This window comes from Geodermatophilus sp. SYSU D01105, from assembly GCF_054050095.1.
The window spans coordinates 73416-92771 of the sequence record NZ_JBJGYR010000016.1 but is presented as its reverse complement, the minus strand read 5'-3'; the positions used below and the strand labels follow the sequence as shown (position 1 = coordinate 92771).

The 19356-nt window shown below is 75.5% G+C and carries 23 protein-coding genes; 10 read left to right on the top strand and 13 right to left on the bottom strand.

Translation table 11 applies throughout. The annotated features are described in order from the left end of the window. Window positions 1–70: 70 nt before the first annotated feature. Window positions 71–1114 (top strand): SRPBCC family protein, encoded by a 1044-nt coding sequence (locus tag ACI79I_RS16275; protein ID WP_456993357.1) that lies wholly within the window; start codon window positions 71–73, stop codon window positions 1112–1114. A gap of 46 nt (window positions 1115–1160) precedes the next feature. Here the strand turns inward: ACI79I_RS16275 and ACI79I_RS16270 are convergent, their stop codons facing one another. Genes ACI79I_RS16270 through ACI79I_RS16260 form a run of 3 tightly spaced genes read right to left on the bottom strand, consistent with a single transcriptional unit; the run spans window position 1161 to window position 3144 of the window. Beyond that, window positions 1161–1790: an alpha/beta hydrolase family protein gene (locus ACI79I_RS16270; protein WP_456993356.1), complete on the bottom strand. Its 630-nt coding sequence runs from the start codon at window positions 1788–1790 to the stop codon at window positions 1161–1163. Next, the gene (locus tag ACI79I_RS16265; protein WP_456993355.1) at window positions 1787–2458 is read right to left on the bottom strand and encodes an HAD-IA family hydrolase; all 672 of its coding nucleotides are present in this window, start codon (window positions 2456–2458) and stop codon (window positions 1787–1789) included. The genes ACI79I_RS16270 and ACI79I_RS16265 overlap by 4 nt, the downstream gene beginning before the upstream one ends. After that, window positions 2455–3144 (bottom strand): DedA family protein, encoded by a 690-nt coding sequence (locus tag ACI79I_RS16260; RefSeq protein WP_456993354.1) that lies wholly within the window; start codon window positions 3142–3144, stop codon window positions 2455–2457. Before ACI79I_RS16260 ends, ACI79I_RS16265 begins: the two co-directional genes overlap by 4 nt. A gap of 64 nt (window positions 3145–3208) precedes the next feature. Between ACI79I_RS16260 and ACI79I_RS16255 the strand changes: the two genes are divergently transcribed. Next, window positions 3209–4507, top strand: coding sequence for an amidohydrolase family protein (locus tag ACI79I_RS16255; protein ID WP_456993353.1), 1299 nt, complete (start codon window positions 3209–3211; stop codon window positions 4505–4507). Window positions 4508–4531: 24 nt separating this feature from the next. Here the strand turns inward: ACI79I_RS16255 and ACI79I_RS16250 are convergent, their stop codons facing one another. After that, window positions 4532–4939 carry a RidA family protein gene (locus ACI79I_RS16250; protein WP_456993352.1) on the bottom strand — a complete coding sequence of 136 codons (408 nt, stop codon included), beginning with the start codon at window positions 4937–4939 and terminating at the stop codon, window positions 4532–4534. 63 nt (window positions 4940–5002) lie between these two features. Here ACI79I_RS16250 and ACI79I_RS16245 point away from each other — a divergent pair, with 63 nt between their 5' ends. Continuing rightward, window positions 5003–5620, top strand: coding sequence for a TetR/AcrR family transcriptional regulator (locus tag ACI79I_RS16245; protein WP_456993351.1), 618 nt, complete (start codon window positions 5003–5005; stop codon window positions 5618–5620). Window positions 5621–5662: 42 nt separating this feature from the next. On the opposite strand, the gene ACI79I_RS16240 is transcribed toward ACI79I_RS16245, so the two are convergent. After that, window positions 5663–6475 carry an MBL fold metallo-hydrolase gene (locus ACI79I_RS16240; protein ID WP_456993350.1) on the bottom strand — a complete coding sequence of 271 codons (813 nt, stop codon included), beginning with the start codon at window positions 6473–6475 and terminating at the stop codon, window positions 5663–5665. A gap of 177 nt (window positions 6476–6652) precedes the next feature. On the opposite strand from ACI79I_RS16240, the gene ACI79I_RS16235 reads away from it, so the two are divergent. The 5 genes from ACI79I_RS16235 (at window position 6653) to ACI79I_RS16215 (ending at window position 12096) form a co-directional block, all read left to right on the top strand. Further along, on the top strand, window positions 6653–8167 hold the full coding sequence (locus ACI79I_RS16235; protein ID WP_456993349.1) for a TldD/PmbA family protein: 1515 nt from the start codon (window positions 6653–6655) through the stop codon (window positions 8165–8167). Further along, on the top strand, window positions 8164–9552 hold the full coding sequence (locus ACI79I_RS16230; RefSeq protein ID WP_456993348.1) for a metallopeptidase TldD-related protein: 1389 nt from the start codon (window positions 8164–8166) through the stop codon (window positions 9550–9552). Before ACI79I_RS16235 ends, ACI79I_RS16230 begins: the two co-directional genes overlap by 4 nt. Window positions 9553–9970: 418 nt before the next feature. Next, on the top strand, window positions 9971–10273 hold the full coding sequence (locus ACI79I_RS16225; RefSeq protein WP_456993347.1) for a hypothetical protein: 303 nt from the start codon (window positions 9971–9973) through the stop codon (window positions 10271–10273). 105 nt (window positions 10274–10378) lie between these two features. After that, entirely contained in the window at window positions 10379–10867 is a 489-nt protein-coding gene (locus tag ACI79I_RS16220; RefSeq protein ID WP_456945830.1) for a hypothetical protein, read from the top strand. 197 nt (window positions 10868–11064) lie between these two features. Further along, the gene (locus ACI79I_RS16215; RefSeq protein WP_456993346.1) at window positions 11065–12096 is read left to right on the top strand and encodes a C40 family peptidase; all 1032 of its coding nucleotides are present in this window, start codon (window positions 11065–11067) and stop codon (window positions 12094–12096) included. On the opposite strand, the gene ACI79I_RS16210 is transcribed toward ACI79I_RS16215, so the two are convergent. After that, a complete protein-coding gene (locus tag ACI79I_RS16210) occupies window positions 12090–12668 on the bottom strand; it encodes a YdeI/OmpD-associated family protein (protein ID WP_456993345.1) in 579 nt (192 codons plus the stop codon). The genes ACI79I_RS16215 and ACI79I_RS16210 overlap by 7 nt on opposite strands. Window positions 12669–12763: 95 nt before the next feature. Here ACI79I_RS16210 and gdhA point away from each other — a divergent pair, with 95 nt between their 5' ends. Continuing rightward, entirely contained in the window at window positions 12764–14113 is a 1350-nt protein-coding gene (gdhA, locus tag ACI79I_RS16205; RefSeq protein WP_456993344.1) for an NADP-specific glutamate dehydrogenase, read from the top strand. A 117-nt stretch (window positions 14114–14230) separates the two neighbouring features. Here gdhA and ACI79I_RS16200 read toward each other — a convergent pair whose 3' ends face one another. Continuing rightward, complete coding sequence (locus tag ACI79I_RS16200) at window positions 14231–15265, bottom strand: uroporphyrinogen decarboxylase family protein (RefSeq protein ID WP_456993343.1); 1035 nt, start codon at window positions 15263–15265, stop codon at window positions 14231–14233. Between the two features lie 15 nt (window positions 15266–15280). Here ACI79I_RS16200 and ACI79I_RS16195 point away from each other — a divergent pair, with 15 nt between their 5' ends. After that, a complete protein-coding gene (locus ACI79I_RS16195; RefSeq protein WP_456993342.1) occupies window positions 15281–15910 on the top strand; it encodes a gamma carbonic anhydrase family protein in 630 nt (209 codons plus the stop codon). An 11-nt stretch (window positions 15911–15921) separates the two neighbouring features. Here ACI79I_RS16195 and ACI79I_RS16190 read toward each other — a convergent pair whose 3' ends face one another. From ACI79I_RS16190 to metX, 6 genes are read right to left on the bottom strand one after another with little or no spacing between them, the layout of a single operon-like run. Next, window positions 15922–16329 (bottom strand): ATP-binding protein, encoded by a 408-nt coding sequence (locus ACI79I_RS16190; protein WP_456993341.1) that lies wholly within the window; start codon window positions 16327–16329, stop codon window positions 15922–15924. A gap of 1 nt (window position 16330) precedes the next feature. Further along, window positions 16331–16531 carry an STAS domain-containing protein gene (locus tag ACI79I_RS16185; protein ID WP_456993340.1) on the bottom strand — a complete coding sequence of 67 codons (201 nt, stop codon included), beginning with the start codon at window positions 16529–16531 and terminating at the stop codon, window positions 16331–16333. Then, the gene (locus ACI79I_RS16180) at window positions 16480–16668 is read right to left on the bottom strand and encodes a hypothetical protein (RefSeq protein ID WP_456993339.1); all 189 of its coding nucleotides are present in this window, start codon (window positions 16666–16668) and stop codon (window positions 16480–16482) included. The genes ACI79I_RS16185 and ACI79I_RS16180 overlap by 52 nt, the downstream gene beginning before the upstream one ends. Continuing rightward, window positions 16665–17114: a hypothetical protein gene (locus ACI79I_RS16175; protein WP_456993338.1), complete on the bottom strand. Its 450-nt coding sequence runs from the start codon at window positions 17112–17114 to the stop codon at window positions 16665–16667. Before ACI79I_RS16175 ends, ACI79I_RS16180 begins: the two co-directional genes overlap by 4 nt. Beyond that, window positions 17039–18229: a glycosyltransferase family 2 protein gene (locus ACI79I_RS16170; protein WP_456993337.1), complete on the bottom strand. Its 1191-nt coding sequence runs from the start codon at window positions 18227–18229 to the stop codon at window positions 17039–17041. Before ACI79I_RS16170 ends, ACI79I_RS16175 begins: the two co-directional genes overlap by 76 nt. 10 nt (window positions 18230–18239) lie before the next feature. Next, window positions 18240–19355 (bottom strand): homoserine O-acetyltransferase MetX, encoded by a 1116-nt coding sequence (gene metX / locus ACI79I_RS16165; protein WP_456993336.1) that lies wholly within the window; start codon window positions 19353–19355, stop codon window positions 18240–18242. Between the last annotated feature and the right edge of the window lies 1 nt (window position 19356).

The window sequence follows — 19356 nt, the reverse complement described above, 5'->3', positions numbered from 1 at the left end:
CCAGTCCAGCTCGGCCGGTCCGCCCCTCCGGGGTGGGCCGGCCGAGCGACGTAGCCCAGGAGGTCGCATCGTGCAGTTGGAGAACTCGTTCACCGTCCCCGTGCCCATCGACGAGGCCTGGCGGGTGCTGCTGGACATCGAGCGGATCGCGCCGTGCATGCCCGGCGCCGCCCTGGACTCGGTGTCGGGCGACGACTTCACCGGCCGGGTGAAGGTCAAGCTCGGCCCGATCAACCTCACCTACCAGGGCAAGGCGTCCTTCGTGGAGAAGGACGAGGCCGCGCACCGGGCGGTCATCGACGGCCGCGGCAAGGACCAGCGCGGCAACGGCACCGCGGCCGCGCTCATCACCGCCCAGCTGAAGGCCGAGGGCGACACCACGCGGGTCGACGTCCTCACCGACCTGAACATCACCGGCCGGCCGGCCCAGTTCGGCCGGGGCGTGATGACCGACGTCGGCAACAAGCTGCTCGGCCAGTTCGCCGACAAGCTCGCCGCCCAGCTCTCCGCGGGCGACGAGGGGGCCGCTGCCACCCCGCCCGCGGCTGCCGCGACCCCGCCGGCGGCCGGTGCGGCCGCGACGGCGGCCGGCGTGGCCGAGGAGGTCGCCGCCTCCGCGGAGCAGGTGCCGGGTGACGGCGCCGCGGCCACGGCGGCCCGCAAGGCGGCGACGGCGGCGAAGAAGACCGCCGCGGCCGCCGCGGACAAGGCCGGCGCCACGGCTCCCGCCGCCGGCGACACGGCCCCGGCCGCGTCCGACACCGCCCCGTCGGTGACGGCCACCCAGCCGATCACGACCCCGGCCGGCCCGGCCGCGACGCCGGCCTCCACCCCGGCGCAGCCGGCCACCGCCGCTCCGGGCGCCGCGGCTCCGGTCACCGCCCCGACGACGGCGGCGACCCCCACGACCGCGACCACGACCACCCCGGCCGGCCCGGCGGCGACCCCCGCCAGCACCCCGGCCCGGCCGGTCGCGGCGGCCGAGCCCGAGCCGATCGACCTGCTCGAGGTCGCCGGGGGTGCGGCGCTGACCCGCTACGCCAAGCCGCTCGGCGTGGTCGCCGCGGTGCTGCTGCTGGTCAGCCTCGTCGTCCGGCGGCGCCGCCGGCGCTGAGGCCGCTCCCGCCGGACCCGTGCCCCCGCGGCACGGGTCCGGCGGGTCACCGGACGGGCTCGCCGACCACCGCGAGCCCGTCCATCGCCGCCGCGGCCACGACGTCGGGGTTCGCCGCGAGCGCGTGGTCGCCCGGAACGCCGTAGAGCGAGGCGCCGGGCTGACCGGCCAGGACGGCGGCGAGCTCCTCCGGGCGGCCGTGGGCGTCGGTCTCGCCCTGCACCACCACCAGCGGGACCGGCACCCCGGTGAGCTCGGCCGCGCGGCTGCGGTCCGGCCGGCCCGGCGGGTGCAGCGGGAAGGCCAGGCAGAGGACCGCGGCCGCGCCCTGCTCCGCCGCCGAGCGGCACGCCACCCGCGCGCCCGCGCTGCGCCCGCCCAGCACCAGGGGGCCGCTCAGCCGGCCGGCGTCCCGCAGGCCGTCGAGCACCGCCGCCCACCCGACGTCCAGCCGCGGCGGGGCCGGGGCGATCCGCTTGCCGGCCACCCGCCACGGCTGCTCGACCCGCAGCACCCGCCAGCCGGCCGCGGCCGCCGCCGTGGTGACCGCCACCAGGTCGGCCGACCCGATCCCCCCGCCGGCGCCGTGCCCGAGGACCAGCGTGCCGCGGACCTCGACGGGCGGCTCCGTGGCGGTGACCCGGGCCGGGCCCAGCGGGGTGGCGAACTCGGTCACGCGTCAGGCAGGGCCAGCAGCGCGTCGACGGCGCCGGCCAGGTCGCCGGCCACGAGCGCGGCCGGGTCGTACACGGCGGGGTAGCTGCGCTCGCCGCGCGGGAACCAGGCGCCGGTGAGGCCGGCCCGCAGCGCGCCGTGCACGTCCCAGCCGTGGGCGGCGACCAGCGCCATCCGCTCCGGGGCGACGTCGCAGACGCCGGCGGCCCACAGGTAGACCTCGCGGGCCGGCTTCCACGCGCGGATCGCCTCGCTGGACAGCGACCGCTCCACCAGCGGGGTCACGCCGCCGCGCTCCAGCCCGGCCTCGGCGACCCCCGGGGCGCCGTGCGTCAGCGTCACCACCCGGACCCCGGCCTGCGCGAGCCGGCGCAGCGCGGGCTCGACGTCGGGGTGCGGGGCCAGCTCCAGGAAGGCGTCGGCGACCCGGGACCGGTCGGCGGCCGACAGCGGGGTCGCCTGGGCGAGGGCAGCGTCGAAGGCCTCCCGGAAGCGGATCCAGGTACCGGCCGCGGCCGTCGCGAAGCCGGTGAGCAGGGTCCGGGTGAACACGGCGGGCAGCAGGTCGGCGGGCTGGTCGTGCTCGACCAGCGTGGCCTGCACGGGAGCGAGGTCCAGCAGCGTCTCGTTGACGTCGAACGCGACGACCTCGGGGCGGACGGCGCTCACGCGACGGGCCGGCCGGCGCCGTCGACGTCACTGTCGCGGGAGGCTGCCCGCTGCCGCCGGTGCCGGCGCACGTCCTTGGCCCGCTTGTAGACCAGCCAGGCCAGGCCGAGCACGACCACCGCGACGACCGCGTAGTCCAGGTACTTGAGGTTGGCCTGCACGAAGTCGCCGGCCGCCACGCCCAGCCCGATGAGCACGCTGTTCCAGATCAGGCTGCCGGCGGCGGAGAAGAGGAGGAACTGGCCGAAGGGCATCCGCACCACGCCGGCGGGCACGGAGATGAAGCTGCGCACGATCGGCACCATCCGGCCGAAGAACACCGCGGACCGGCCGTGCCGCTCGAACCACGCGAAGGTGCGGTCGACGTCCTCGGTCTCCACGAGCGGCAGCCGGTCGAGGAACGCGTGCGAGCGGCGGGGGCCCAGCGCCCGGCCGACGTAGTAGAAGAAGATGGCGCCGAGGACCGACCCCACGGTGGCGCAGAGGACCACCGGGACGACGTCCATCCGGCCGTCGTTGATCAGCACGCCGGCCGCGCCGAGCACGGCCTCGCTCGGGATGGGCGGCACGACCGTCTCGAGCAGGATGGACAGCCCCACGCCGATCGGGCCGAGCTTCTCGACCATGTCGAGCAGGAAGCCGGTGATCCCGCCTTCGTCGGACGCGGCGGCGGCGAGGAACGACATGCGCTCCACGGTAACGGCGCGGTCCGGACGGGACCCGGAGGCGGCGGGGGTAGGTTCGCCGTCCATGCGGCAGCGCTTCACCGCCCGGGCCGTCGTCGTGGGGGACCGCGTCGGCACGGTCGTCCTCGACGCCGTGGTCGACGTCGAGGACGGCGAGATCGGCTGGGTGGGCCCGGCCGCCGACGCACCGCCCGCCGGGGACGCCGAGGTCGTCGCCCTCCCCGGGGTGCTGACGCCGGGGCTGGTCAACACCCACTCGCACGCGCCGATGGTGCTCTTCCGCGGGCAGGCGGAGGGGCTGCCGCTGGAGCGCTGGCTGCGCGAGGTGATCTGGCCGCGGGAGGCCCGGCTGACCCCCGAGGACGTCGAGGTCGCGATGGAGGCCGCGTCGGCGGAGATGCTGCGCGGCGGGGTCACCACCAGCGTCGAGATGTACTTCTCCCCCGAGCGGATCGCCGCCGCCGTCGGCCGCACCGGCGCCAGGGCGATCGTCGCCACCCCGCTGATCCCGCTGCCGGGGATGCCGCCGCTGGCCGAGCAGCTGCGCAACGCCGTCGCCCTGGCCGGTCGCGCACCCGGCGACGGCACGGTCGAGTACGGGATCGGCCCGCACGCGGCCTACACGCTGCCCCTGCCGCTGCTCCGGGACGCCGCGGCGGCCGCCCGGGAGCACGGGCTGCTCCTGCACCTGCACGTCGCCGAGACCGTCGCCGAGGACGCCGACCTGCTGGCCACCCACGGGCTGTCGGTCCCGGCGCTGCTGGCCGCCCACGACGTCCTCGGCGGCCGGGTGCTCGCCGCGCACTGCGTGCACCTCGACGACGGCGACCTGGAGCTGTGGCGCGAGTACGACGTCGCGGTCGCCCACTGCCCGGCCAGCAACGCCAAGCTGGCCAGCGGGATCGCGCCGGTGCGGGCGATGCTCGACCGCGGCATCCGGGTCGGGCTGGGCACCGACGGGCCGGCGTCCAACGACGGGCTGGACCTGCTCTCCGACGTCCGGCTGGCCGCGCAGCTGGCCCGGCTGCGCGGGTCCTCGGCGACGGCGCTGACCGCGGCCGAGGCGTTCTGGCTGGCCACCGGCGGCGCCGCCGACGCGATCGGCCGGCCCGACCTGGGGCAGCTGGCGCCCGGCCGGCGCGCGGACCTGGTGCACGTCGACACGACCGACCTGCTCTTCGAGCCCGTGCTCAGCCCGCCCGACGTGCTCACCCACCTGGTGTGGTCCGGCGTCTCCCGGCTGGTGCGGGACACGTGGGTGGGCGGCCGGCAGGTGGTGCGCGACGGCGTCTGCACGACGGTCGACGCCGAGGCGCTGCGGGCCGACGTCGCCGAGCGCGCGCGGCGGCTGGCGACCGCCTGAGCCCGGCCGGCCAGCCCGGACCGGTCAGTCGAGGACGGCGACCGCCTCCACCTCCACCAGCAGGTCGGGCTCGCCGAGTGCGGCCACGCCCAGCAGGGTGGTCGGGCGCACGGGGTCGCCCTGGATGACGTCGGCGGCCCGGCCGACGCCGGCGCCGAGGTCGGCGAGCTTCTCGGGCGACCAGTCGACGACGTACACGGTCAGCTTCGCGACGTCGTCGAAGGTGGCGCCGACCGCGGCGAGGGCGGTGGCGACGTTCCGGTACGCCTGCTCCACCTGTGCGGCGAGGTCCCCGGCCCCGACCGGGCGCCCCTCGGCGTCCCGCGCCACCTGCCCCGACAGGTGGACCGTCCGGCTCCCCGACGCCACGGCCACGTGGCGGTACATCTGCGGGGCCAGCAGGCCCGCGGGGTCGATCAGTTCGACGCTCATCCCGTCCTCCTCCATCGTTCCATGACGCTGCTATGTATAGCGCTGTCATGGCATCCTGGGCAAGTGCCGCGTACCGCTTCCCCCGCCGTCCGCGCCGCCCTCGTCGACCGGGCGGCGGAGATGCTGGCCCGTCGCGAGCCGGTGACCCTGCGGGCGCTGGTGGAGGGCACCGGTGCGTCGACGATGGCCGTCTACACGCACTTCGGCGGGATGCCCGGGCTGTGGCGGGCGGTGCGCCAGGAGGGCTTCACCCGGCTGGCCGCCCGGCTGGCGACCGTGCCCGCGACCGAGGACCCGGTCCGGGACCTCGCCGCGCTCGGAGCGGCCTACGTCGCCAACGCCCTGGCCGGCCCGGCCCTCTACCGCGCGATGTTCGACGCCGCGGCCGACCTCGAGGACCCGGCGGCCGCGGACGCCTCCTTCCAGACGCTCGTGGAGAGCGCGGCGCGGGCCCGCCGCGAGGGGCGGTTCGCGGCCGACAGCGACCCCGAGGCCGTCGCGACGCGGGTCTGGGCGGCCGGGCACGGGCTGGCCATGCTGGTGCTCACCGGCCCGCTGCCGCCCGAGGCGCTGGACGCGCACGCACCGGCCATGGTCGCCGCCCTGTGCGTCGCCGCCGGGGACGACCCCGAGCGCGCCGGCCGATCGGTGCGGGCCGGCTGGTCGCTGCCCGCCCGCTGAGCGGAGGGGATCGGCACGGTCAGGCGGACGGATCCCCTCCGCTCAGGGGCGCAGGCTGATGGTCTCGCCGCGCACCACGGGGCGGAGCTCACCCGGCACGCGCCGCGCGGCGACCTCCCGGACGAAGTCCCCCAGGGGCGAGGTGAACCGGTCGTAGTCGTCGTAGTGGACCGGCACGGTGACCGGCGGCTTGAGCAGCTCGACGAGGTCGGCGCCCTGGCGGCCGTCCATGGTGACGGTGACGCCGAGTGCCCTGGTGCCGCCGAGGTGCGGGATGAGGACGTCGAGCGGGCCGCAGCGCTGCAGCACCTCGCCGAGCCACGGGCGGTAGAGGGTGTCGCCGCTGATGTAGCCGCGCCAGCTCACCTCACCGCCGCGGACCAGCTCCAGCACGCTGCCCATCACCGGCGGCAGCACCTTCGCCAGCGGGCCGGGGCCGTGGACGCCGGGGACGGAGGTGATCCGCAGCGCCTCGCCGTCCGCGGTGAGCTCGTGTCGCTGCCAGGGCTCCAGGTCGAGGGTCTCCCGGAAGCCGCGGCGGTCCAGGGCCTTGGCCGCCGCCTGCGTGGTGACCACCGGCGTGTCCTTGTCGAGGGTGCGGGTGGCGATGCGGTCCCAGTGGTCGGCGTGCAGGTGCGACAGGAGGATCGCGTCCAGCGCGGGCAGTTGGGTGGGCAGCAGCGCCGGCTCGGTGAGCCGCTTGGTCCACAGCCCCTTGCCGAGGTAGGCGCGCTGCCCGCGGTGCAGGAAGTTGGGGTCGGTGAGCAGGGTGAACCCGCCGATGCGCAGCAGGGTGGTGGCGTTCCCGCCGAAGGTGAGCGTGACGTCGGCGGGAGCGGGCTGGTCGACGGCCATGCCGGGCGACTACCCGGCCGGTGCCGGGACCTATCGCGCCGCCCGGGGACGCTGCCGCGAGACCTGCGCACTCGTGGCCATCCGGGGCCGATCGCCACGCGTGCGCGGGAGTCGGTGAGCGCCGCGGCGGCCGGTCGCCCGGGGGAGTGCGTCCCGCCCGGCTGGTAGACAGGGCGGGTGGCTGCCTCCCGCGACGTGGACGCGTCCTTCCTCGCCCTCCCGCTCTCCGCGCTGACCGACGCGGCGCTCACCCGCGCGCTCGACCTCGGCTGCGAGCACGCCGACCTGCGGGTGGAGCGGATCCGCACCCAGAGCATCAGTCTCCGCGACGCCCGCCTGGAGGCCCTGGCCGACGGCGAGGACCTCGGGCTCGCCGTGCGCGTGGTCCACGAGGGGACCTGGGGCTTCGCCGCCGGCGTCGTCCTCACCGCCGCGGAGGCCGTGCGGCTGGCCGAGGAGGCCGTCGCGGTGGCGCAGGTGTCCGCCGCGGTGAACAGCGACCGCGTGGAGCTCGCCCCCGAGCCGGTGTACGCCGACGCCGTCTACGTCTCCGACTACGACGTCGACCCGTTCGCGGTGCCCGACGCCGAGAAGACCGGGCTGCTCACCGAGCTGTCCGAGCAGCTGCTGGCCGCCGACGGGGTCGAGCACGTGCAGACCGGCTGCACGGTGGTCAAGGAGCAGAAGTACTACGCCGACACGGCCGGCACCCGCACGCGGCAGCAGCGGGTGCGCCTGCAGGCCGACCTCACCGCGCTCACCGTCGACCGCACCACCGGTGCCTTCGAGAGCATGCGCACCCTGGCGCCGCCGGTCGGGCGGGGGTGGGAGTACCTGACCGGCACCGGCTGGGACTGGCGCGGCGAGCTGGCCGAGATCCCCGAGCTGCTGCGGGAGAAGACCAAGGCCCCGTCGGTGCAGGCCGGCCGCTACGACCTGGTGGTCGACCCCTCGAACCTGTGGCTGACCATCCACGAGTCGATCGGCCACGCCACCGAGCTGGACCGGGCACTCGGCTACGAGGCCGCCTACGCCGGGACCTCCTTCGCCACGGTCGACAAGCTCGGCACGCTGCAGTACGGCTCACCGCTCATGCACGTCACCGGCGACCGGACCGCGCCGCACGGGCTGTCCACGGTCGGGTGGGACGACGAGGGCGTCGCCGGCCAGCGCTGGGACGTCGTCCGGGACGGCGTGCTGGTCGGCTACCAGGTCGACCGGAACATGGCGCGCCTGCGGGGCCTGCCGCGGTCCAACGGCTGCGCCTTCGCCGACTCCTCCCAGCACGTGCCGATCCAGCGGATGGCCAACGTCTCGCTGCAACCGGCGCCCGGGGGCCCCTCCACCGAGGAGGTCGTCGCCGGCGTCGAGCGCGGCATCTACGTCGTCGGTGACAAGAGCTGGTCGATCGACATGCAGCGGTACAACTTCCAGTTCACCGGCCAGCGCTTCTACAAGATCGAGAACGGGCGCCTCGCCGGGCAGCTCCGCGACGTGGCCTACCAGGCGACGACGACCGACTTCTGGGGGTCGATGGCCGTGGTCGGCGGCCCGCAGACCTACGTGCTCGGCGGTGCCCTCAACTGCGGCAAGGGCCAGCCCGGTCAGGTGGCCCCGGTGAGCCACGGCTGCCCGGTCGCCCTGTTCGAGAACGTCAACATCCTCAACACGGTGCAGGAGGCCGGCCGATGAGCTACCCGACACCGCAGGACGTCGTCGAGAAGGCGCTGGCCGCCTCCACCGCCGACGGGCAGGTCGCCTTCGTGGTGGAGAGCTCACAGGCCAACCTCCGCTGGGCGGGCAACAGCCTGACCACGAACGGGTCCATGCGCTCGCGGCAGGTCGTCGTCGTCTCCTTCGTCGACGGCGGTGCAGGCATGGCGGCCGGCACCGTCGCGCGCACCGGCAACCCGGACGTCGAGGAGCTCGTCGCGGCGAGCGAGCAGGCCGCCCGCGACGCGGGCCCGGCCGAGGACGCCGTCCCGCTGGTCGCCGAGACCCCGCCCGGTTCGGGGGACTGGGACGCCGACCCCGCCGAGACCTCGATCGGCGTGTTCGCCGACTTCGCCCCCGCGCTGGGGCAGGCCTTCGGCGAGGCGCGCGGCCGCGACGAGCTGCTGTTCGGCTACGCCGAGCACGCCATGGCGAGCACGTACCTGGGCACCTCGACCGGGCTCCGGCTACGGCACGACCAGCCGTCCGGCCGCGTCGAGCTCAACGGCAAGAGCGCCGACATGAGCCGCTCGGTGTGGGCCGGCACCGGCACCCGCGACTTCACCGACGTCTCGGTGGAGGCGCTGGCCGCGGAGGTGGAGCGCAAGCTCGGCTGGTCGCGTCGCCGGGTCGACCTGCCGGCCGGGCGGTACGAGACGCTGCTGCCGCCGTCCGCGGTCAGCGACCTGATGATCTACGCCTACTGGACGATGGAGGCCCGCGACGCCGACGAGGGCCGCAACGTCTACGCCAGGGCCGGCGGCGGCAACCGGATCGGCGAGCGCCTCGCGGCGCTGCCCCTGACCCTGCGCAGCGACCCGTTCGAGCCGGGCCTCGAGGCCTGCCCGTTCCAGGTGGTGAGCGGCTCCTCCGGCGCAGCCTCGGTCTTCGACAACGGCATGGCCACGCCCGCGGTGGACTGGATCCGGGACGGTGTCCTGACCAACCTCATCCGCCCGCGGGCGTGGGCTCTCAAGACCACCGCGCCGGCCACCGCCGCGGTGGACAACCTCGTCCTCGAGGTCCCGGAGGCGACCGCGACCCAGGAGGAGATGGTGGCCGCCACCGAGCGCGGGCTGCTGCTCACCACGCTCTGGTACATCCGCGAGGTCGACCCGCAGACGCTGCTGCTCACCGGCCTGACCCGTGACGGCGTCTTCCTCGTCGAGGGCGGGGAGGTGACCGGCGCGGTGAACAACTTCCGGTTCAACGAGTCCCCGGTCGACCTGCTGGCGCGCATCACCCAGGCCGGCCGCACCGAGCGCACGCTGCCGCGGGAGTGGAACGACTGGTTCACCCGTGCGGCGATGCCGCCGGTGCGGGTGCCGGACTTCAACATGAGCAGCGTGTCGCCCGCCAGCTGACGCCGCCGGGAGCATCGACCGAGCGCCGCGGAGCCGACCGGGAGTGAGCATCGCAGCGAGCGCCAGCGAGCGAGGAGCGGAGCGACCGCGGAGGCGACCGGTGTCAGCGAGGGAGGAGCGGACCGGGGGCGGAAGCGGCGCGGGAGGCATCGCCAGCTGACGCCGCCGGGAGCATCGACCGCTCCACTCCGCGCCGCGACGCGCCGGTGGACACCACCGTCCGTGGCGGTGTGCCAACCGGTTCGTCACATCGTTGTCAGTTGACTCCCGTGACGCTCCGCGTCCGGCCCCCTACCGTGGGTGCAGCGAACGGGGAGTCAGCACGACTTCCCCGTCGCCGTACGACCGAGACGTGGCCCGAGCGGAACAGCTCGCCCGGCCGCACGCAGGCCCGGCCAGGGCAGGTGAGGGGAGTCCGATGACCAGGGGTCAGAAGCCGTCGGTGTTCCAGGTCGGCCAGATCTGGGACGACGGGAGCACGGTCGTCGTGTCCGGCTGGGGCCTGGGCCTGTGCGCCTCCGGCTGCGCCTGCCACCGCGACCCCGTGGCCGGGCACCTCGCCATCGACGAGGACCACGCCCGCGGCCTGCTCGGGCTGGTCAGCCACCGCGACGGCGGCTGCGACTGCTGCGAGCCGTGGACCGCCGACGAGCTCTCCGGCATCCTCCGCGACCTGGAGATGGTCTCCGGCCTCGACGCCCAGGAGCCCCTCGCCGGCTGACGTGGGCTCCCTCGCTCCCCGCCGCCCGCCGGCTCGCGGCGGGTCCCTGCACGGGGTCGCCGCCGCACGGTTGCCGGGGGTCGCCCTCCGGGTAGGGGTGCCCCCATGCTGGGACGAGCCGCCCTCCGCGGGGCCCTCGCCGGGCTGGCCGGCACCGCGGCCATGACCCTCGGCGAGAAGGTCGAGCAGTCCGTCACGCACCGGCCGGACTCCTACGTGCCCGCGCGCACCCTCACCGCGCTCACCACGCGACGCCGGCTCCCCGAGTCCGCACGCCCACCGGTGCGCAACCACCTCATGCACTGGGGGACCGGCGCCGCCGTCGGAGCGCTGCGCGGCATCTGGGCGGCCAGCGGCCTGCGCGGTTGGCGCGCCTCGGCCTGGCACACCTCGGTGCGGCTGGCCACCGACCAGACCCTGGAGAACGCGACCGGCGTCGGCGCGCCGCCGTGGACCTGGTCCCGGCAGGACCAGGCCGTCGACATCGCCGCCAAGGCCCTCTACTCCTTCGTCACCGGCGCGGTCGCCGACCGGCTGGTCCCCCTCGCGCCGGACCGCACCCCGTCCGGCTCGGCCCCGCCGCGCCGCCGTTAGCCCCCGGGTCCGACAGGACTGGCACCTCCCCGGGGCGCCGGAGCCCGCTGGGACCGGTGTGACTGCTGAGGCGTCACCCACGGTCCGACCCCCGCGCGCCGCCCCCGACGAGCCGCGAACGCCTCCTTACGGTGCGTACGGACGCGCACGGAACACCGCCCTCTTCCCGGGTGGGGCGCGGCGAGAGGGGGCCGGCGATGCGGCGCGACCGGACGACGAGGCGACGCTGGCTCGGCGCCGCGCTCTCCCTGCCCGCCGCGGGGGTCGTGCTCCTCGCCCCGGCTCCCGCGAGCGCCGAGCCCACGACCGCCGGGCCCACGACCGCCGCCGAGGCGGCGCGGCTGGTCGCCGAGACCGGCCAGCAGCTGAGCGTGCTCGACGAGCAGGTCCACCAGGCCGAGGTCACCGTGGCCGAGCAGCAGCGGGCCGCCGAGGACGCTGCGGCCGACGCCACCCGGGCCCAGGCCGCCCTGGCCGCGTACGAGCCTCAGCTGCGCGCGATCGCGCAGAGCGCCGGGACCACCCAGTCCCGCATGGCGGCCTTCCTCACCGGGGACTCGGCGGACGCCGTCGTCCAGCAGATGACCACGCTCGACGTCATCGCCGCCCACACCGAGGGGCTGATCTCCGAGGTCGCCGCCGCCCAGGACGCCGCCGAGCAGGCCCAGGCCGAGGCGGACGCCGCGGCCGCCCAGGCCAACGCCGCGCTCGCCGAGCTCGAGCGCCAGCAGGGCGAGGTGCAGGCGCGGGTGGACGCCTACGAGGCCGACTTCAGCCGCCTGACCGCCGCCGAGCAGGCCGCGGTCACCACGCGGCTGGCCGGACCGTCGCTGGCGGCGCCGTCCACCGCGTCGGTGGTGGCCGCCGCGCCGAGCGCGCAGGTCGCGGAGGTGCTCGAGGCCGCGCTCGCGCAGGTCGGCGACGACTACGTGTGGGGCGGGACCGGCCCCAACGGGTTCGACTGCTCCGGGCTGACCAGCTTCGCCTTCCGGGCGGCGGGGGTCTCCCTGCCGCACTCCAGCCGCGCCCAGTCCGGCATGGGGGCGGCGGTCTCCCGCAGCCAGCTCCAGCCCGGTGACCTGGTCTTCTTCGGCTCGCCCGTCTACCACGTCGGCATCTACGTCGGCGGCGGCAAGATGGTCCACGCGCGCACCTTCGGCCAGCCGGTCGCGGTGACCAGCGTCGACATGGCCGGCTACTCCGGCGCCCGCCGCATCCTGGGTCAGTAGAGCCGGCGGCCCTCGGCGAGCAGCTGCACCAGGGCGCCGATCCGCTTCGCGCGGGTGGCCGGCGTCGCGGCCGTCGCCACCCGGTGGAGGACGGCGTAGCGGTTGCGCCCGTCGAGCGCGTCGAACTGCGCCCGCGCGGCCGGCTCCGCGGCCAGCGCGGCGGCGAGGTCGTCGGGCACCGTCGCCGAGGCCGGCCCCGCGTAGGCCCGCTCCCAGCGGCCGTCGGCCTTCGCCGCCTCGACCGCGGCCAGGCCTGCCGGGCGCACCCGGCCGGCCGCGGTCAGGGCCTCCACCGCCGCCACGTTCTTCTGCGACCAGATGCTGCGCGGCCGGCGCGGGGTGATCCGCTGCAGGTAGGACGTGTCGTCGAGCCGCTGCGACCTCCCGTCGATCCAGCCGAAGCACAGGCAGCTCTCCACGAGCTCCGCGTAGGTCACCGACGGCACCCCGGTGCCCTTCTTGGCCAGCTGCACGTAGAGGCCCGGGGCGGTGGCGTGCTCGGCCTCCAGCCACTCCTCCAGCGCCGCCTGGTCGGGGAAGCGCAGCACCGGCAGGTCGGTCGGCAGCGTCACGGCGGGCATGGTGCCGCCCCGGGCCCCCGCCGTCCAGGGCAGTCGATCCGGTTCCGTAGCGTTCGGTGATCGGCGTGCACAGAGGAGGTGCCGGGATGAGCGGCGAGGTTCCTGCGACGGTGCAGGGCATCTACGACGAGGTGCTGCGGCGCAACCGCGGGGAGACGGAGTTCCTGCAGGCGGTGCGGGAGGTCCTCGAGTCCCTCGCCGTCGTGCTCGACCGGCACACCGAGTACACCGAGATGAAGACCGTCCAGCGCATCTGCGAGCCGGAGCGGCAGGTCATCTTCCGCGTGCCGTGGCAGGACGACCGCGGCGAGGTGCACATCAACCGGGGTTTCCGCGTCGAGTTCAACTCCGCGCTCGGCCCCTACAAGGGCGGCCTGCGCTTCCACCCCTCGGTCAACCTGGGGATCGTCAAGTTCCTCGGCTTCGAGCAGGTGTTCAAGAACGCGCTGACGGGCATGCCCATCGGCGGCGGCAAGGGCGGCTCCGACTTCGACCCCAAGGGCCGCTCGGACGCCGAGGTCATGCGCTTCTGCCAGTCGTTCATGACCGAGCTCTACCGCCACCTCGGCGAGTACACCGACGTCCCGGCCGGGGACATCGGGGTGGGCACGCGGGAGATCGGGTACCTCTTCGGCCAGTACAAGCGGATCACCAACCGCTACGAGTCCGGCGTCATCACCGGCAAGGGGCTGGGCTGGGGCGGCGCGCTGGTCCGCACCGAGGCCACCGGCTACGGAGCGGCCTTCTTCGCCGAGGCGATGATGGCGGCGGCCGGGGAGTCGTTCGACGGCAAGCGCGTGGTCGTCAGCGGCTCGGGCAACGTCGCCGTCTACGGCATCGAGAAGGTCCACCAGCGCGGCGGCACGGTGGTGGCCTGTTCCGACTCCGCCGGCTACGTCGTCGACGAGAAGGGGCTCGACCTCGACGTCCTCAAGCAGGTCAAGGAGGTCGAGCGGGGCCGGGTGGCCGACTACGCCGACCGCGTGCCGTCGGCCGAGTACGTGTCCGGGGGCAGCGTCTGGGACGTCCCCTGTGACGTCGCGATCCCGAGCGCCACGCAGAACGAGCTGGACGGCGATGCCGCCGCCGTCCTCGTCCGCAACGGCTGCCGGTACGTGGTGGAGGGCGCCAACATGCCCACGACCCCCGAGGCGGTGCGCGTGTTCCGGGACGCCGGGACCGCCTTCGCCCCGGGCAAGGCCGCCAACGCCGGCGGGGTGGCGACCTCGGCGCTGGAGATGCAGCAGAACGCGTCGCGCGACCGCTGGACCTTCGAGCACACCGAGGCCCGGCTGGAGGAGATCATGCGGGACATCCACGCCCGCTGCCACGCCACCGCAGAGGAGTACGGGTCGCCCGGCGACCTGGTCCTCGGTGCCAACGTGGCCGGCTTCCTCCAGGTCGCCGAGGCCGTCCACGCCCACGGGCTGGTCTGAAGGAGGACCCGCCTCCCCCCACCCTCCGCACCCCCAGGCGGGGCCCTGGTAGGGGAGCCGTTCCAGTACGTCACCAGGCTCGCGGCGGGCCCCTGCACGGGGCCCGCCGCGTCCGGCTCAGACCTCGGCGCGCAGCGCCTCGGCGGCGAGGGCGAGGGAGCGCATCTTGCCCGCGGCCGACGCCCGCGGCAGGTACTTCAGGCCGCAGTCGCTGGTGAGCACCAGCCGCGAGACGTCGACGTCGTCCAGGGCGCGGCGGACCCGGTCGGCCACGACCTCGGGGGTCTCCACCTCCGGCGTGGACAGGTCGAGGACGCCGAGGGCGATGCCCTTGCCCCGCAGCGGCCGCAGCTGGGCCGGGTCGAGGTGCGACTGGGCGGTCTCCACCGAGACGGTGTCGACCGGGGTGTCGGCCAGCTCGGGGAGGAACGAGTAGCCCTCCGGCCGCTCGGAGACCATCGCGGCGTACCCGAAGCACAGGTGCAGGTGGACCGGCCCGGGAGCGCCTTCCACGGCCCGCGTGACCGCCTCCGCGCCGTACTGGCGGGCGATCTCGGGGCGCGCCTGCAGCCACGGCTCGTCGATCTGCACGATGTCGGCCCCGGCGGCGAACAGGTCGGCGATCTCGGCGCGGACGACGTCGGCGTAGGCCAGCGCGAGGGCCCGGTCGTCGGCGTAGTGGTCGTTCTGCGCCTGCTGCGCCATGGTGAACGGCCCCGGGACGGTGATCTTGACCGTCCGGTCGGTGTGCGCCCGCAGGAAGCGGACGTCGTCGACCTGCACCGGCTCCCGGCGGGCGACGTCCCCGACCACCCGCGGCACCGGGATCTGCTTGCCGGACCGGTTCGTCACGTGACCCGGGCTGTCGAGGTCGAGCCCGTCGAGCGCGGTGGCGAAGTGGTTGGAGTAGGACTCCCGGCGGATCTCGCCGTCGGTGAGGATGTCCAGCCCCGCCTCCTCCTGCGACCGGATGGCCAGGAGCGTGGCGTCGTCCTGCGCCTCCGCGAGGAACTCCGGGGCCACCCGCCACAGCTCCTTCGCGCGGACGCGCGGGGGGAACTGGTGGGCGAGCCGGTCGCGGTCGATCAGCCAGTCCGGCTGGGGGAGGCTCCCGACGATCGAGGTGGGCAGCAGCGGCAGGGACGCGGACATGCCGAGGAGTCTGCCGTGCGCCGCACCGGTGCGCCCGGGCCCCTCCTGTGCTGTGCTGACGGCGTGGCCGAGAACTACATCGCGCAACTGGAGTTCGGCTCCCCGAAGATCGACGACGACGCGTTCGTCGCCCCGACGGCGGTGGTCGTCGGGGCGGTCACGATGGGGCCGCGGTCGAGCATCTGGTACGGCGCGGTCGCCCGGGCCGACCACGAGGTCATCGAGATCGGCGAGGGCTCCAACGTGCAGGACGGCAGCACCCTGCACTCCGATCCGGGCTTCCCGCTCATCGTCGGCCGCGGGGTGACCGTCGGCCACCGCGTGGTGCTGCACGGCGCCCGGGTGGACGACGACGTCCTGGTCGGCATGGGCAGCGTCGTCATGAACGGCGCGCACATCGGCGCCGGGTCGATCGTCGCCGCGGGCGCGGTCGTCACCCAGGGCACCCAGGTGCCGCCGGGCTCGCTGGTCGCCGGCATCCCGGCGAAGGTGGTGCGGCAGACCACCGACGAGGACATGGCCCACATCCGCGGCAACGCGGCCAGCTACACCGAGCGGCTGCCCGCGGCGCGGCGGGTCCGGCCGGTGGTGCGGCAGCCGCTGCCGCCCGCGGGCGCGGTCCCGGGGGACGACTTCGCCGACTGAGGGCCCGGCGGTCAGCGGCCGAGGACGAGGACCCAGCGGTTGACCGGCCCCTGTCGCTCGTAGCGGACCTCGTCCACCGCGGCACGGACCAGCGACAGCCCCCGGCCGCGCTCGGCTCCTCCCGCGGGTGCAGGGCGGTCGAGGGCGCTGGGGTCGACCGGCGCGCCGTCGTCCTCGAACACGGCCCGCAGCCGCTGCGGGCTGCTCGACAGCCGCAGGGACACCCGCGCAGCGCCGGCAGCCACCGCGTGCTCGGCGATGTTCGCCGCCACCTCGGCCACCGCGGTCTCGAAGCGGATCCGGTCCCGCGTCCCCACGTCCGGCTCGTCGGCCCACAACCGGGCCAGGAGCGCGTGCACGGGCTCCAGCAGCTCCGGGCCGGCCGTGGTCCGGAGCTGGTGGCTCGCCCCGCCCCTCACCTCAGTCGCCGGCGAAGGCGCTGGCGACGTCCGGGCGGGGCCGCAGCACCTTCCGGAGGTTGGTCAGCTCCAGCACGGCCTCGACCTGCTCACCGGCGGCGGCGATGCGCAGGTCGCCCCCGGCCTGACGGGCGGTCTTGAGTCCCGCGATCAGCGCTCCCAGCCCCGACGAGTCCATCGACTCGGTCCGGGAGAGGTCCACGACGATCCGCGGCGTCCCCCGGCCACGAGCTCGCCCACCAGTGACCGCAGCCGGGGCGCAGCCACCATGTTGAGCCGGCCCAGGGGCCGCACCACGCCGATGCGGCTGTCGGTGGTCTCGGTCTCGAACTCGGTCATGCGGCCGCCTCCGCGGGTCGCTCCTCGGGTCCGCGGTGGCGGACGGCCTTGATGATCACACTGAGGACGGCGAGGTCGAAGGCGACCCACACCAGGTTGACGGCCGTGCCGAGCTCCGACGCGGCACCGGTGGCCGTCCGGACGGTCCCCACGACCGCGGCGGCCGACAACAGCCCCATGACGGCCAGCTGCGGCCGGACGAGGTGCCACGGGCGCCGGGTGACCGACTGCCGCTCCTTCGGCGTCACCGCGAAGCCCAGGCTCCGGCCGAGCACCACGTTGCCGACGGCCGTGGTCACCGACCGGATCCACACCGGGAACAGCGCGAGGGAGTACTGCGGCCCGCGCCAGCTCCGCTTGCCCCGGCCGATCAGGTAGAAGAGCAGCTGGGTGACCGCCAGGAAGGGCAGCAGGCGGAGGAAGAAGTCGGCCGACAGGGCCTGCACCGGCAGGACCCCGCTGACCAGGTAGACGACCGGGGCGGCGAAGTAGACCACGGCCGCGAACCCGGACAGGTAGCTCCACATCGTGGCCAGTACATGAGCCGCTGGGCCACGGTGAGGCCGCGCTGCACCAGCGGGTTCTCCCGCAGCATCACCTGGACCGTGCCCTGGGCCCACCGCAGCCGCTGGGTGAGCATGGTGCCGAGGTCCTCCGGTGCCAGTCCCAGGGCGAGGGTCTCGTGGTGGTAGACGGTGCGCCAGCCCAGCGCGTGCAGCCGCATGCAGGTCGCCATGTCCTCGGTCACCGAGATGGTCGCCATCGGCATGAGCGGCTGCGCCTCGTCGTCCCGGTCCACGTCGATGGCCCGCACCAGCGTGCGCACCGTCACGACCGCACCGAGTGGTGACCAGTCCCGGTGCGCCAGCCGGCTCAGCGCCGCCCGGTCCAGCTCGGCCGGGCCTCCCTCCTCGGCATCCAGCTCCGCGGAGAGGGCGGCGATCTCGGCGAGGTCGGTCTCCAGCGCGGTGACGTCCGCGTCGACCAGGCGCCGGCCGGCCGCGTCGACCCGCTTCTGGAACCCGTACGCGATGTGGTCCGGCGCGGTGGTGCCACCCACACCCACCGCCCACGGGTACCAGTCCCCGTTCTGCTCGTGGGCGAAGCGCAGCAGCACCGGGCGTCCCCAGTCGCGCAGCGCGTCGGCCCACTGCTGGAGGTACGCGTCGTGCGCGCCCGCTGCGAAGTGCGCCGGCGCGAAGACGGGGTTCCCGGGGTCAGCGGCATCCCACGGCTCCCAGGTGACGACGGGTGTGGCCCCTCGCGCGGCGATGGCGTCCAGGTCGCCGACCGGGGGTGCAGCGGTGAAGTCGACGTAGACCACGACCAGCGAGGGGCGTTCCCCCGTGGCGGCCTCGACCGCGTCCACCTCGCCGGCCGCCCGCGCCCCGCCGGGTGTGGTGACCCCGAACGCGAGGGGCTCGGTGCGTTCGGGTGCGTTGCCCGTCGCGGCGGTCAGCACGGCGGCGCCGACCGCGGCCACGACGACGAGCCACCACCAGGGTCGGATGCGGGTCCCCACGACCTGGCGCAACGAGCGCTGGTCCGATCGGTCGCGCACTGTTGGATGATCAGGTCCCCAGCAGCTCCCGCACCAGCGCGCCGACGGCGTCGAGCTCGATGAGGAACCCGTCGTGCCCGTACGGCGAGGAGAGGACCCGCAGCGGCACGCCCAGCCCCTCGGCCACCTGCTCCTGCTGCGCCAGCGGGTACAGCCGGTCGCTGTCGACGCCGGCCACGACCGCGCGCGCGGTCACCCGCGACAGCGCTGCCGCGATCCCGTCGCGTCCCCGGCCGACGTCCCAGGAGTTCATGGCCTCGGTCAGCACCACGTAGCTGCCCGGGTCGAACCGGCGGGCCAGCTTGGCCGCGTGGTGGTCGAGGTAGGAGGCGACGGCGTAGCGGCCGTCGTCCTGGACGACCGTGCCGAACCGCTCGTCGAGCTCCCCGGGGCTGCGGTAGGTGAGGTGGGCGATCCGGCGGGCCACCCCCAGCCCCGCCACGGGGCCGGGGCCGGGCAGGTAGTCCCCGCCGGCCCAGGCCGGGTCGGCGAGGATCGCCGCCTGCTGGGTGGTCTGCGTGCCCAGCTGGTCGGCGCTCACCGCGGCGGCCGAGGCGAGGAAGAACAGCGCACCCACCCGCTCGGGCAGCGCCACGGCCCACTCCAGCGCCCGCATCCCGCCCATCGAGCCGCCGAGCACCGCCGCCCAGCGGTCGATGCCCAGGGAGTCGGCGAGCGCCACCTCCACCCGCACCTGGTCGTGCACGGTGACGGCCGGGAAGCGGGAGCCGTGAGGGGCGCCGTCCGGCGCGGGGGACGAGGGCCCCGTCGTCCCCTGGCAGCCGCCGAGCACGTTGGCGCAGACGACGAAGAACCGGTCGGTGTCCAGCGGCGCCCCGGGCCCCACCAGCCCGTCCCACCACCCCGGCGTCGGGTGGCCGGGCCCGGCGGGGCCGGCGACGTGGCTGTCACCGGTGAGCGCGTGCTCCACCAGGACGGCGTTGCCGCCGTCGGGCGCCAGCGTCCCCCAGGTCTCGTAGGCGACCCGCACCGCCGGCAGCTGCCCGCCGCGTTCCAGCGGGAACGGCCCGGGCAGGGCGAGGAAGACCCGGTCGCCGACCGGGTCGCCCTCCCGCCAGCCGCCGGGGCGGAGCGGGGCCCAGGACGCGACCCGGGCCCCGCCCACC

Bases quoted from the DNA above. Each gene is read 5' to 3' on its own strand.
- ACI79I_RS16250 (WP_456993352.1), bottom strand. From the start codon at position 4,939: ATGAGCGTCGAACTGATCGACCCCGCGGGCCTGCTGGCCCCGCAGATG.
- gdhA (WP_456993344.1), top strand. From the start codon at position 12,764: ATGAGCGGCGAGGTTCCTGCGACGGTGCAGGGCATCTACGACGAGGTG.
- ACI79I_RS16225 (WP_456993347.1), top strand. From the start codon at position 9,971: ATGACCAGGGGTCAGAAGCCGTCGGTGTTCCAGGTCGGCCAGATCTGG.
- ACI79I_RS16230 (WP_456993348.1), top strand. From the start codon at position 8,164: ATGAGCTACCCGACACCGCAGGACGTCGTCGAGAAGGCGCTGGCCGCC.
- ACI79I_RS16180 (WP_456993339.1), bottom strand. From the start codon at position 16,668: ATGACCGAGTTCGAGACCGAGACCACCGACAGCCGCATCGGCGTGGTG.
- ACI79I_RS16220 (WP_456945830.1), top strand. From the start codon at position 10,379: ATGCTGGGACGAGCCGCCCTCCGCGGGGCCCTCGCCGGGCTGGCCGGC.
- ACI79I_RS16200 (WP_456993343.1), bottom strand. From the start codon at position 15,265: ATGTCCGCGTCCCTGCCGCTGCTGCCCACCTCGATCGTCGGGAGCCTC.
- ACI79I_RS16215 (WP_456993346.1), top strand. From the start codon at position 11,065: ATGCGGCGCGACCGGACGACGAGGCGACGCTGGCTCGGCGCCGCGCTC.
- ACI79I_RS16255 (WP_456993353.1), top strand. From the start codon at position 3,209: ATGCGGCAGCGCTTCACCGCCCGGGCCGTCGTCGTGGGGGACCGCGTC.
- ACI79I_RS16260 (WP_456993354.1), bottom strand. From the start codon at position 3,144: ATGTCGTTCCTCGCCGCCGCCGCGTCCGACGAAGGCGGGATCACCGGC.
- ACI79I_RS16240 (WP_456993350.1), bottom strand. From the start codon at position 6,475: ATGGCCGTCGACCAGCCCGCTCCCGCCGACGTCACGCTCACCTTCGGC.